The 12937-nt window shown below is 70.4% G+C and carries 11 protein-coding genes and 1 pseudogene; 9 read left to right on the top strand and 3 right to left on the bottom strand.

The genetic code is table 11. The annotated features are described in order from the left end of the window. Positions 1-103: 103 nt before the first annotated feature. From V5F48_RS18175 to V5F48_RS18145, 7 genes and pseudogenes are all read left to right on the top strand, one after another. Positions 104-829, top strand: coding sequence for a response regulator (locus V5F48_RS18175; protein ID WP_394259840.1), 726 nt, complete (start codon positions 104-106; stop codon positions 827-829). After that, on the top strand, positions 826-2139 hold the full coding sequence (locus V5F48_RS18170) for an ATP-binding protein (protein WP_394259839.1): 1314 nt from the start codon (positions 826-828) through the stop codon (positions 2137-2139). The genes V5F48_RS18175 and V5F48_RS18170 overlap by 4 nt, the downstream gene beginning before the upstream one ends. A gap of 101 nt (positions 2140-2240) precedes the next feature. Continuing rightward, a complete protein-coding gene (locus V5F48_RS18165) occupies positions 2241-3887 on the top strand; it encodes an efflux RND transporter periplasmic adaptor subunit (protein WP_394259838.1) in 1647 nt (548 codons plus the stop codon). Between the two features lie 8 nt (positions 3888-3895). After that, on the top strand, positions 3896-7027 hold the full coding sequence (locus V5F48_RS18160; protein WP_394259837.1) for an efflux RND transporter permease subunit: 3132 nt from the start codon (positions 3896-3898) through the stop codon (positions 7025-7027). Between the two features lie 12 nt (positions 7028-7039). Next, positions 7040-7414 (top strand): hypothetical protein, encoded by a 375-nt coding sequence (locus V5F48_RS18155; RefSeq protein WP_394259836.1) that lies wholly within the window; start codon positions 7040-7042, stop codon positions 7412-7414. Positions 7415-7472: 58 nt separating this feature from the next. Continuing rightward, complete coding sequence (locus tag V5F48_RS18150) at positions 7473-9023, top strand: multicopper oxidase family protein (protein ID WP_394259835.1); 1551 nt, start codon at positions 7473-7475, stop codon at positions 9021-9023. Positions 9024-9199: 176 nt separating this feature from the next. Then, positions 9200-9358, top strand: a pseudogene (locus V5F48_RS18145) (transposase); the annotation flags it as partial. Positions 9359-9475: 117 nt separating this feature from the next. Here V5F48_RS18145 and V5F48_RS18140 read toward each other — a convergent pair. Next, positions 9476-9673, bottom strand: a complete 198-nt coding sequence (locus V5F48_RS18140) for a hypothetical protein (protein ID WP_394259834.1) — start codon at positions 9671-9673, stop codon at positions 9476-9478. A 20-nt stretch (positions 9674-9693) separates the two neighbouring features. Between V5F48_RS18140 and V5F48_RS18135 the strand changes: the two genes are divergently transcribed. Both V5F48_RS18135 and V5F48_RS18130 read left to right on the top strand, forming a co-directional pair. Then, on the top strand, positions 9694-9915 hold the full coding sequence (locus tag V5F48_RS18135; RefSeq protein WP_394259880.1) for a group II intron maturase-specific domain-containing protein: 222 nt from the start codon (positions 9694-9696) through the stop codon (positions 9913-9915). Between the two features lie 70 nt (positions 9916-9985). Then, complete coding sequence (locus V5F48_RS18130; protein WP_394259833.1) at positions 9986-10513, top strand: 2OG-Fe(II) oxygenase; 528 nt, start codon at positions 9986-9988, stop codon at positions 10511-10513. Here V5F48_RS18130 and V5F48_RS18125 read toward each other — a convergent pair. Further along, positions 10498-11304 (bottom strand): shikimate dehydrogenase family protein, encoded by an 807-nt coding sequence (locus V5F48_RS18125; RefSeq protein WP_394259832.1) that lies wholly within the window; start codon positions 11302-11304, stop codon positions 10498-10500. The two genes, V5F48_RS18130 and V5F48_RS18125, sit on opposite strands and share 16 nt — an antisense overlap. Further along, positions 11301-12935, bottom strand: coding sequence for an aldehyde dehydrogenase (NADP(+)) (locus tag V5F48_RS18120; RefSeq protein ID WP_394259831.1), 1635 nt, complete (start codon positions 12933-12935; stop codon positions 11301-11303). The genes V5F48_RS18125 and V5F48_RS18120 overlap by 4 nt, the downstream gene beginning before the upstream one ends. Positions 12936-12937: the final 2 nt, after the last annotated feature.

Below are 12937 nucleotides of genomic sequence, written 5' to 3'. Positions count from 1 at the left end.
ATCATGTCCCCTCGACGCTTCAGCACCGCTGATATCGCGCTGCCCCTGAGCCTAGGTTAGAAGGAACTGCGCCGGACGCCGCATTGCGGAGTGGTGCAGAGGAGTGCGTGACACGGTGTCCCCCGAAGGCCACATCCTGATCGTCGATGACGACGCCGAGATCCGGCGCCTCGCCGGCAAGTTCCTGCGCGAGCACGGGCACAAGGTCACGGCCGCGCAGGACGCCCGCGAGATGCGGGAGGCGATGGGGACCGGCGCGGTGGATCTCATCATTCTCGACATCATGCTGCCGGGTGCGAACGGGTTGGACCTGTGCCGGGACATCCGCCGCACCTCGAACGTGCCCATCATCATGCTCACCGCGCGCGGCAGCGACGTGGACCGGATCGTCGGGCTGGAGCTGGGCGCCGACGATTATCTGGCGAAGCCCTTCAACCCGCGCGAGTTGCTCGCCCGCATCCACGCCGTGCTGCGGCGGACGCGGCTGTCCGACCCCGCCGCTGCCAGCAGCGGCACCTGCCTGACGTTTTCCGGCTGGGTGCTCGACACCCGGCGGCGGGAGCTGACCAATCCGGAAGGCGCCATCGTCGATCTCTCCACCGGCGAATACGACCTGCTGCTGACCTTCCTGGAGCATCCCCAGCGCGTGCTGACGCGCGACCAACTGATGGATGCCGCAAAGAACCGCATCGCCACCGGCTTCGACCGGGCCATCGATATCCAGGTGAGCCGGCTGCGCAGAAAGCTTGATTCCAGCGGCGGGCCGGAGATGGTGAAGACCGTGCGCGGGGCCGGCTATTTCTTCGTCCCGGAGGTGGCGCGCTCATGATCCGCGCCCTCGACAGCCTCGCCCTGCGGACCGCGGTCGTGGCCGTGCTCGGGATCGTCGTGGTCCATGTGCTCAGCCTGTGGACCTACGAGCATGCCATGGAGCGCGAGCGCCATGCCGCCCACGCCGTCCGCCTCGCCGACCAGGTCGTGGCGCTGCGCCGGTCGCTGGCCGCGACGCCGCCGGACCAGCGCGAGGACGTGGCCCATGCGCTTTCCGGCGGCGCCATCGATGCCCATTGGGGCCGCGCGGCCATGGCGGCGGCGGGGTCCCGCGCCGACGCGTCCGCCCAGCGCCTCGCTGCCGAGGTGCGCGCCCTCGCACCGGACCTTGCCACAGCGGACATTCTGGTGGGCGCCGGGCCCGATCCGCACCTCAGCCTCGTGGCCGTGCGCCTGCCCGATGGGAGCTGGCTGAATGTGCGCCTGTTCGCCTCGGTGCCGCCGACCGCCGGGGGGCACGGCTCCCTGTTGTCCACCACGCTGATGGCGGCGGGGGTGCTGCTCCTGTCCCTCGCCATTGCCGCGTGGCTCACGCGGCCTTTGCGGGCCATGGCGCGCACCGTCGCGGCCCTGCCGCCGGACGCGGCGCGCGTTCACCTGCCCGAGACGGGGCCGAAGGAGGTGCGGGAACTGGCCCATGCCTTCAACGGGATGCAGGCGCGCATCGCCGGGCTGGTCGAGCGGCGCACCCAGGCCCTCGCCGCGGTCTCCCACGACCTGCGCACGCCCATGACGCGCCTGCGCTTCCGCCTCGAGGATGTGAGCGACCCGGCGCTGCGCGATGCCATCGCCGGGGATGTCGCGGAGATGGAGCAGATGGTCGAGGCCACGCTCTCCTACCTGCGCGGCGAGGCGAGCGAGGAGCCGGTGCGGCCGCTCGATCTCGTGGCGCTGGTGGAGACCATCGTGGACGACGCGCGGGACCGGGGCCTGCAGGCCGATCTTTCGGCGCCGCCGCGCCTCGTCATCGCGGGGCGGCTCGTCAGCCTGAAGCGGATGGTGGGCAATCTGGTGGAAAACGCGCTTGCCTATGGCGGCTCCGCGCATGTGTCCATCGCGGACGAGGAGACGCATGCCGTGCTGGCCGTGCGGGACCACGGCCCCGGCATCCCGGAGGGCCAGCTCGCCACCGTGCTTGAGCCCTTCGTGCGGCTTGAGGCCTCGCGCAGCCGCGCCACCGGAGGCGTGGGTCTCGGCCTCACCATCGCCCACGCGGTGGCCGAAGCCCACGGCGGCGCGCTGACCCTCGCCAACGCCACCGGCGGCGGCCTCGTCGCCACGGTGCGCCTGCCCAAGGGGCCGAGCTAAGCGTCCGGGCTGAAACAAACTGATACAGAAGCGATACGCGGCGTGACAGCCCGTGCGCTATCGCTCTCCCGTACCGGATTCACGATCGGACGGGTTGAGGCATGGGGCGCCATTTCTTGCGGAAAGCCGTCTTCGGCCTGTGCGGGCTGCTCGCCGGCGCGGCGCTGTCCGGCCCCGCTGCGGCCCACGAAGGCCACGACCACGGCGCGCCCCCGCCGCCTTCGGTGACGACGCTCGCTCCCCGCGCCGAGGCCGCCTCCGCTGATTTCGAGCTGGTGGCGGTGCTGCGCGACGGCACGCTCGCCATCCACCTCGACCGCTTCGCCGACAACGCGCCGGTGAAAGGGGCCACCATCGAGGTGGACACGCCCGAAGGATCGCAGACCGCGAAGCCCGCCGAACCGGGCACCTATGTGCTGCCGGTTCCCTTCGCCGCCAGTCCGGGCGCGCACGACCTTGCCTTCACCGTTACGGCCGGCGACACGGTGGACGTTCTTGCCGCCACCTTGACCATACCCGCCGCTCCGACATCATCCGGCCCGCAAACGACGGCGCCGGTCGTGCTGGCGCAGCTCGGCGGGCTGCGAACCGATCTCCTTGCGGGCGTTCTGGCGGGCCTCCTCATCGGCTTCCTGGCCGGTGTACTGGTCATCTCCCGGCGGCGGGCGGGCGCGCTCCTCGTCCTCGGGTCGCTCGGCGTCGCTCTGGCCGGCGCCCCCCAGGGTGCATGGGCGGCGGACACGCAGCCCCCCGCCAGGGATGCCGCCCAGCGCCTCACCGACGGTTCGGTGATCGTGCCCAAGCCGACCCAGCGCATCCTCGGTGTGCGCACCCTCGTCACCGCCGCGGGCACCTTTGCCGGCACGGTGGAGCTGCCCGGCCGCGTGGTGCCGGACGCCAATGCCAGCGGCCTCGTCCAGACCGCGGTGGGCGGACGCCTCGCGCCGCCGGAGGGTGGCTTCATGCCGCTCGGCACCAAGGTCGTGGCCGGCGATATCCTCGCCTATGTGCATCCGCCCATCGGCGCCTCGGACCTCAAGGACCTGGAGCAGCAGGGCTACGAACTCGATCAGCAGATCGCCATCGTGAAGCGCCGCTACGAGCGACTTTCCGCCATTCCCAACGCCGTCACCCGCCGCGAGGTGGAGGAAGCGGAGATCGAGCTGAAGGGGCTCCAGACCCGCCGCGCCAGGCTGGAACGGGTGCAGCGCGAGCCGGAGGCCCTGCGCGCGCCGGTGTCCGGCGTCATCGCCACCGCCGATGCCGTCGCGGGGCAGATGGCGGACCCGAACACGGTGGTGTTCCGCATCGTCGATCCCGGCCGGCTGTGGGTGGAGGCGCTGAGCTTCTCGCCGGATGCCGGCCGGTCCGGCGCTTCCGGGCGACTGCCCGATGGCCGCTCCGTCACGCTCGCCTTCCTCGGCGCGGGGATGGCTGACCGCAACCAGGCCGTTCCGCTCCAGTTTTCCGTCTCCGAGGGTGTGGAGGGGCTGCGCCCCGGCCAGTTCCTCACGGTCTTCGCGGAGGCCGGCGCCCCGCGCACGGGCATCGCCATCCCCCGCTCGGCGGTGGTGCGCGGGGCGAACGGCCAGCCCACCGTCTATGAGCACGTCAGCGCCGAGCGCTTCATGCCGATCGAGGTGAGAACGGCGCCCCTCGACGCGTCCCGCGTGCTGGTGCTGGCGGGCCTCGCGCCCGGGCGCCGTATCGTGACCGAGGGCGCCGAACTCATCGACCAGATCCGCTGAGGCCGGCGATGTTCACGGTCCTCGTCACCCAATCGCTGCGCAACCGCCTGCTGGTGCTGGCGCTGGCTTTGGTGCTGGTGGTCTATGGCGCCTATGCGGTCACGCGGCTGCCGGTGGACGTGCTGCCGGACCTCAACCGGCCCACCGTCACCATCATGACAGAGGCGGAAGGCCTCGCCCCAGCGGAGGTGGAACAACTCGTCACCTTCCCGCTGGAAACGGCCATGAACGGCCTGCCCGGCCTCGTCCGCCTGCGCTCGGTCTCGGGGGTGGGGCTCTCGGTCGTCTATGTGGAATTCGACTTCGGCACCGACATTTTCCGCAACCGCCAGCAGATCGCCGAGCGCCTCGCTCTGGTGCGGGACCGGCTGCCGGCGAACGTCGCCCCGCAGATGGGGCCCATCAGCTCCATCATGGGGCAGGTCCTGATGTTCGCGGTGACGAGCGACACCGCCACGCCCATGGCGGTGCGGGAGGCGGCGGACTTCGTCATCCGCCCGCGCCTGCTCGCCATCTCCGGCATCGCGCAGGTGATCCCCATGGGCGGCGAGGTGCGGCAGTTCCGCGTCGCGCCGGACGTTTCCGCCATGCGGGCCTACGGCATCACGCTCGATGTGCTGGAAAAGGCGCTCTCCCAGTTCGGCACCAATTCCGGCGGCGGCTTCGCCGACCAAAGCGGGCGGGAGTTCCTGATCCGCAACATCGCGCGCACCCTCAGCCTCGACGACCTGAAGGGCCTCGTCCTGCCGCGCCCCGCCGGCGGCAGCGTCTTCCTCCACCAGATCGCGCGGGTGGACTTCGCGGCGCGGCTGAAGCGCGGCGACGCCGGCTATATGGGCCGGCCTGCCGTGATCCTCTCCGTGGAGAAGCAGCCGGAGGCAGACACCCTCGCCCTCACCCGCGCTGTGGAAGAGGCGGTGGCCGACCTCAACCTCAGCCTGCCCGACGGCATCCGCATCTCCCCGCCGATATTCCGGCAGGCGGACTTCATCGCCGCCTCCATCGGCAATGTGGAGAAGGTGCTGCTGGAGGCCATGGCGGTGGTGGCCGTGGTGCTGTTCCTGTTCCTGCTCAACTGGCGCACCACGCTCATCTCGCTCACCGCCATCCCGGTGTCGATCCTCGCCACCGCCATCGTGTTCCACGCCTTCGGCCTCTCCATCAACACCATGACCCTGGGCGGCCTCGCCATCGCCATCGGCGAGCTGGTGGACGATGCGGTGGTGGACGTGGAGAACATCTTCCGGCGGCTGCGCGAGAATGCCGCCGCAGCCGTGCCCCGTCCCGTGTTCGACGTGGTGGTGGCGGCGAGCCGGGAGGTCCGCTCCGGCATCGTCTATGCCACCCTCATCATCGTGCTGGTGTTCGTGCCCCTGTTCGCCCTGCCCGGCATCGAGGGGCGGCTGTTCGCGCCGCTGGGGCAGGCCTATATCGTCTCCATCCTCGCGAGCCTCATCACCTCCATCACGCTCACGCCGGTGCTCGCCTTCTACCTGCTGCCGGCCCTCAGCCGCCATGCGGAAAGGGACGGCGCGCTGGTGCGGATGCTGAAGGGCGGCTACGCGGCGTTGCTCTCCACCTCCTTCCGCCACCCGCGCCTGGTGATGGCGGGAACCGCCCTCCTGTTCGTCGCCGCGCTCGCCGCCGCCACCGGCCTGCCGCGCGCCTTCCTGCCGCCGTTCAACGAGGGCTCGCTCACCATCTCCATGTCGTTTCGACCCGGCCTCTCGCTGGCCGAGAGCCACCGCATGGGTCTTGTCGCCGAGACGCTGATCCTGGACGTGCCGGAGGTGAAGGCGGTGGGCCGGCGCACCGGGCGGGCGGAGCTGGACGAGCATGCCGAAGGCGTGCACGCCTCCGAGATCGAGGTGGACCTTTCCTCCTCCGCCCGCAGCCGGGCCGAGATCACCGCCGACATCCGCGACCGCCTCTCCGTCCTGCCGGCGGCATTCAATATCGGCCAGCCCATCTCCCACCGGCTGGACCACATGCTCTCCGGCGTGCGGGCCGAAATCGCCCTGAAGCTGTTCGGCGACGACCTCGACACCCTGCGCGCCACGGCGGAAAACCTGCGCCAGCGCCTCGCCGCCATTCCCGGCCTCGTCGACCTGCAGGTGGAGCGGCAGGTGCGGGTGCCGGAGGTGACGGTACGCGTGGATTACGGCCGCGCCGCCCTCCACGGCCTCCAGCCCGCCCAGGTAACGGACGCGCTGGCGCGGCTCTCCAACGGGCGCGTGGTCTCGACCCTCGTGGACGGCAACCGGCGCTTCGACCTGGTCGTCCGCCTGCCCGATGCAACGCGCAGTGCCGAGGGGCTGGCCCGCCTCCTCATCGAGACGCCATCCGGCTGGGTGCCCCTTTCCGACGTGGCGGACGTGAAGGAGACGGACGGCCCGAACCAGATCCTGCGCGAGGGCGGGCGCCGGCGCATCGTCGTGCTCGCCAACACCTCCGGTGGGCGTGATACGGCGGCCATCATCGCCGACATGCGCCGCGTGATCGCCGCATTGGCCCTGCCGCCCGGCATGTCCACGAGCCTCGAAGGCACCTTCGCGGCGCAGGAGGACTCCATGCGCACCATCGGCGCGCTCGCGGCGGTGTCGCTGCTCCTGGTCTTCGCGCTCCTCTACAGCCGCTACCGCTCCGCGCTGTTCGCGCTGGTCATCATGGGCAGCGTGCCGCTGGCCCTCATCGGCGCCGTGGTGGCCCTGTGGCTGGCCGGGCAGCCGCTTTCGGTGGCGAGCATGATCGGCTTCGTCACGCTCACCGGTATCGCCGCGCGCAACGGCATCCTGAAGATCAGCCACATCATCAACCTCGCCATCGCCGAGGGCCTGCCGTTCGGCCCGGCCCTCGTGGCGCGCGGGAGCCTCGAGCGGCTCACCCCCGTGCTGATGACGGCCGCCTCCGCCGGCATCGCCCTGCTGCCGCTCATGAGCGGGGCCGAGGTGCCGGGCAAGGAGATCCTGCACCCGGTGGCCGTCACCATATTCGGCGGCCTCGTCAGCGCCACGCTGCTCGATGCCGTCCTCACCCCTGTCCTCGTCCTCGCCTATGGCCGCCGCCCGCTGGAGCGGCTGGTGACAGCGGCGCGGGAGGCGACCCTCTCCACTGCCGCCGCCCGCGCGGATGCTTTCTGAATGGAGCCTGCCATGATCTTCCGCCCCCTTGCGCCGGCCCTTCTCGTCCTCCCGCTGCTGGCGGCGCCGCTCCTCGCGCACGAGCCCGGCACCGGCGCCCAAGGCGGCGTGCGCGTGGATGCCGGGCATTATCACGCGGAACTGGTGGCCGATGGGACGACTGCCGTCTCGCTCTATCTCAGCGACGGCTCCGACAAGCCGGTTCCGGCGGACGGCTTCAAGGCCAATGCCATCCTGGTGGTGGACGGCAAGGCCCAGCGCTTCCCCCTGACGCCCGCCGGCGGCAGCCGGCTTGCCGGGACCGCCCCGGTCGCCGTGCCCAAGGGCGTGAAGGGCGCCGTCCAGCTCACCGCGCCGGATGGCGCCACGGCCCAGGCGAAATACTGAACTCCATTCGATCCCTGCCTCGCCTCGTCTGCCCAGCGACGCACCCAGGAAGCCGACCATGACCCGATCGATGCTTGCTCCATCCCTGTCCCGCCGCACCTTCCTCGCGGGCGGCGCTACCGCCGGCGCGCTCGCCCTCTCCGGCGGGTGGAGTCGCGCCTTTGCCGCCCCGCTCATCACCGTGGAGAGCCTGACGCTCGACGTGAACGGCAAGGCGGCCAAGGTCTTCGCCGTCAAGGGCCCGACTGGCGAAGGCATCTTCGCCAAGGAGGGCGATCGCCTCACCGGCGCGGTGCTCAATGGTGCGCAGGCGCCGGCGGTGATGCACTGGCACGGCCAGATCTTCGCCCCGGCAGACCAGGATCGCGCCCGCCCCGACGGCGGCGAACTCGCGCCCGGCGGGACGGAGCAGGTGGACTTTCTGCTCACGCCCGGCACCCACTGGATGCATTCCCATACGCTGAGCGAGCAGCAATTGCTCGCCGCCCCCCTCGTCACCCGTGAGGCGGATGCGGGCGATGCGCAGGACGTGGTGGTGATGCTGCACGATTTCTCCTTCCGCAGCCCGGAGGAGATCCTCGCCGGCCTCGGTGGCGCGAACGCCCATGGCGGCCACGGAGCGAGCCAGCCCACGCAGGGCATGGCCATGCCGGGAATGGACCACTCCGGCCACGGCATGGGCGGAACGGGTGGAATGGGCGGCATGGGAACCATGGGCGGCGGAATGATGGGGGCCGCTCCGGGTGGACAGAACGCCGGCCAAATGGCCCACGGCATGGGGGCGGGTATGGGTGGCGGCATGATGGCGCACGCCAACGATGTCGCCTACGACGCCTTCCTCGCCAACCGCCGCACCCTTGCCGATCCCGAGGTGGTGAAGGTGGAGAAGGGCGGAAAGGTGCGGCTGCGCATCATCAACGGCGGCACCGCCACCGCTTTCTTCGTCAGCGTGCCCGGCCTCAAGCCGCGCTGCATCGCGGTGGATGGCTCACCCTGCGTGCCGCTGGAGGCGGATGCTTTTCCGTTGGCCCAGGGCCAGCGCATCGACCTTCTCGTGGATATTCCGGCGAGCGGCGGTGCCTTCCCGGTGCTGGCGCAGGTGGAAGCCTCGGCCCGGCGCACCGGCCTCATCCTGGCCACCGCCGGAGCGTCCGTCGCGCGGATCACCGAGACCGCCGACCGTCCGCAGGGCCTTCTCGACCTCACGTTCGAAGGGCGCCTGTCCGCCGGAAAACCGCTCGCGCCGCGCAAGGCGGACAAGGTCTTCCCCATCATGCTCGGCGAGGAGGCGGGCTATCGCTGGACCATCAACGGCCGGACGTATGGGGAGTCCCAGCCCTTCGCCGTCAGTCCTGGCGAGCGGGTGGAGATGACCTTCATGAACCCCACCACCATGAGCCATCCCATGCATCTGCACGGCCACCATTTCCAGGTGGTGGGCATCGGCGGGCGGCGGATCGCAGGCGCGGTGCGCGACACGGTGATGGTGCCGCCGCACATGCCCGTCACCATCGCCTTCGACGCCGGCCCGAAGGGCGAATGGTTCCTGCACTGCCACCACCTCTACCACATGGCCACCGGCATGATGGCGGTGGTGAAGGTGGCCTGAACCCACAGGGAAGAGACCCGTCATGCACCCGCGAGGGCGAGATCGATCAGCTCCATGCCCGGATCGGCCAACAGGTGGTCGAATGGGATTTTTGCGTCGCGCCTCCGGGCGCTGATTGAACCGCCCCTAGAGTCCTGGACGCCTTCTTCCCTAAATTTTGAGGCAAGTAGGCCCCGATGGGCAAAGCGAACTTCACCGAGGACTTCAAGCGCGACGCCGTCCTTCAGATCACTGAGCGGGGCTATCCGGTTGCGGAGGTGGCTGCGCGGCTGGGGATCAGCAAATACTCGCTCTACGAGTGGAGGAAGCGGTACGGCAAGCCTGCCGCCGTGGCCCCTAGAGCGTTTTCCGTTCGCTTCGGCTCATGGAAACCGCTCTAGATCATTGAGTTTACGCATTTTCTTCATGCGAACCGGTATCCACTTCGCTTGAAAATGCTCTAACCGCCGAATCTATTCCGCCGCCTCGGCGGCGTCGATGTCGGCCGGCCCGACGCGGCCGGCGATCACCAAGGCTCCTTTCGCGCCGGCGATCTGCGCCGCAGCCTGGCCGACGCCGCCCATGGCGCCGTTGATGAAGACGGATTGGCGGGGGCGAATATCGGCGTAGTCGATCAGCCCGCACGAGGCTGTGACACCGACCGTCGGCAAGGCGGCGGCGTCACCGCGTTCTGCGCGATTGGTCGGCCTACTTCTCCTACGGCGCCCTTGCGTCGGCATACAAGGCCGTCGATCGGCATGTCTATGACCGGACGCGGCACTTCCTCCGTCAACGACACAAAGTGCAGGGGCGCGGAACGGATCAGTTTTCCCGCGAACATGTTTACGGGGAATTGGCCGTGCGATGCCTTCGACGCGAGCGCAGTCGGTCGTCGCCGTGGGCCTTGCGGTGAAGCCAGTCGGAAAGCCGGATCCGGGAAATCCGCACGTCCGGTTTGATGAGCGGGGACGGGAAACGGGGCAATGCCACCGCGCCCGTCCTCGACTCTACAGTTCGGCTCCCATGTGGATGGCGCCATCCGCGCCATCCCCGGCGCCGGCCGGCGGATGCTCTGCGACGTGTCCAACACCGTCTTCCTGACCGATCCCGCCGACTATAACGGCGGCGAGCTGCTGATCGAGGACACCTTCGGCGTGCACGAGGTGAAGCTGCCCGCCGGCTCCACCGTGGTCTATCCGTCCAGCAGCCTGCACAGCGTCAAGGAGATCACCCGCGGCAGCGGCTGGGGCGCGTTCTTCTGGACCCAGTCGATGATCAAGGAAGATGAGCGCCGCGCTTTGCTCTACGATCTCGACCTCGCGGTCATCGCCATCCGCAGCCGTCTTCCGGACCACGATCCTGCGGTGCTGGCGATCATCGCATCTATCACAACCTGCTACGGCAGCGGGTGGAGATGTAGAGCCGCAGCGGCGATCGGCGGGGCAAAGGGGCCGGCAGGCTGCACGCCCCGTCGCCCCCCGCCCCTCCTTTTACGTCAAAGGCCGAAATAGTCCGCCATCAGCTCCAGCTGATGGTCCAGCATGGGCCGCCCCGGATGAACGCGGCAGCCGACGGCGCGCGCCGCGGCGAGAAGGGCGGTTTCCGCCGGCTCCATGATCACCTCGGCCACCACCATCTGCGGCGCCAGCCACGCCGCATCGAGAGGGAACGAATCGCCGCTGCGCATGCCGAGGCTCGTCCCGTTCACGACGAGGTCGTGACCGGACGGATCGGCGGTGCCCACCTTCACCAGGACGCCGGGAAAGGCGGCGCGGACCCGCGCCGCCAGATCTTCCGCCTTGTCCAGGGTCCGGTTGGCGAGGGTCAGGCGCGCCACGCCGGCCTCGGCGAGGGCGAAGGCGATGGCATTGGCTGCCCCGCCTGCGCCCACGAGATAGGCCGCCTTGTCCCGCGGCTCGATGCCCGCTCCCCTGAGCCCCGCGACGAAGCCGGCACCGTCCAGCATGTCCGCCTCCAGACTGCCGTCAGCGGCGCGGCGGATGACGTTGGCCGCTCCGATGGCCCGGGCGCGGTCGCTCACGCGATCGCAGAGCCCGACGATGGCCACCTTGTGCGGCACCGTCACCACCGCGCCGTCGAAGCTCTTCAGGTCGCGCAAGCTCGCCACCCAGGCCGACAGCCGGTCCGGCGCCACTTGGAACGGCACCATCACCGCATCGCGGCCGCGGCGGCGGGCGATGGCGTTGATGCCGGCCGGCGCCTTCACATGGGCGATGGGGTCGGCGAGAATGCCGAGCACCCGCGTGTGGCCAGTGATCTCGAACGACAGCTGGGCATTCATTCGACGCTCCCCCGCACAAGCTTTCCATCGCGCCGGACCGGCATGTTCGGCGCGCCCTCGCCCTTCAGTTCGGGCGGAAGCAGGGCATCGGGCAGGTCCTGGTAGCAGACCGGACGCAGAAAGCGGGCGATGGCGAGAGATCCCACCGAGGTGGAGCGCCCGTCCGCCGTCGAGGGGAACGGCCCGCCATGGACCATGGCATGGCAGACCTCCACCCCGGTGCCGAAGCCGTTGACCAGGATGCGTCCCACCTTCCGCTCCAGCAGCGGCAGCAACGGACGCACCGCATCGTGGTCGCCCGCGTCCATGAAAAGGGCGGCGGTGAGCTGGCCTTCCAGCGCGCCGAGCACCGCCTCGACGTCGGCCGGCCCGGCGCAGCGCACCACCAGGGAGGCCGCGCCGAACACTTCCTCATGCAACGCCCGATCGGCAAGGAAGGCGTCGGCCGTCGTGGTGAACAAGGCGGCCTGCCCCTTCGGCCCCTCCCCGGCCGCGCCGCGCGCCACGATGCCCACCGCGGCGTTGACGGCGAGCTTCGCGACGCCGGAGTCATAAGCGGCGAGGATGCCGGGGGTGAGCATGGTGGCGGCGTCCTGGACGCCCAGCGCGGTTGCCGCGGCCGCGATGAAGCCATCGAGGCCCTCGCCCTCCACCGCGATCACCAGGCCCGGATTGGTGCAGAACTGGCCGGCGCCCAGGACCAGCGAACCGACAAAGGCGCGAGCGATATCCGCGCCCCGGGCGGCCAGCGCCGCCGGGAAAAGGACCACCGGATTGATGGAACTCATCTCCGCATAGACCGGGATCGGCACCTCCCGCGCCGCCGCGATCTTCATCAGCGCGGTGCCGCCGCCGCGCGAGCCGGTGAAGCCCACCGCGGCGATGCGCGGGTCGGCCACCAGCCCCTGACCGATGCTGCGGCCGGAATCGTAGAGCAGGCTGAACACACCTTCCGGCATCCCGCAGTCGGCCACCGCCTTGCGCACCGCCTCCCCCACCAGCAGCGAGGTGCCGGGATGGGCGGAATGGGCCTTCACCACCACCGGGCAACCCGCCGCGAGCGCCGAGGTGGTGTCGCCGCCCGCCACCGAGAAGGCGAGCGGGAAGTTGGAGGCGCCGAACACCGCCACCGGCCCCACCGGCACGTTGCGCAGCCGCAGGTCCGACCGCGGCAGGGGCGTGCGTTCCGGCAGAGAGCGGTCAATGCGCAGGTCGAGGAAGCCCCCGTCCCGGACCACGCCGGCGAACAGGCACAGCTGGCCCACGGTGCGGCCGCGCTCGCCTTCGAGGCGTGGGCGCGGCAGGCCGGTTTCCGCCATGGCGCGCACGATCAGATTGTCGCCGATCTCCAGGATGTTCGCAGCAATCTTCTCGAGGAAGGCCGCGCGCGCCTCCAGCGGCAGTGCTCGGTAGGGGTCGACAGCGGCGGCGGCAAGGGCGCAGGCCGCATCGAGATCCGCCGCCGTGGCGCCGCCGAACGCCGGCTCCAGCTCGGCCCCGGTCGCGGCCTCGATGCCGCGCACGACGCCGCTGGTGCCGGCCTTGGCGGTGGCGCCGATGAGGAGGTTGGCGGGCGACGCCGGGAAGATTCCGGCAGGAGCCGGCGCTGCGAGAGTGCGAGTGTCGGTCATGT

It is taken from the genome of Xanthobacter autotrophicus ATCC 700552, assembly GCF_043194565.1.
GTDB lineage: Bacteria > Pseudomonadota > Alphaproteobacteria > Rhizobiales > Xanthobacteraceae > Xanthobacter > Xanthobacter autotrophicus_F.
Note: the sequence above shows the minus strand (reverse complement) of the source record. Positions and strands in the feature narration are given on the sequence as shown.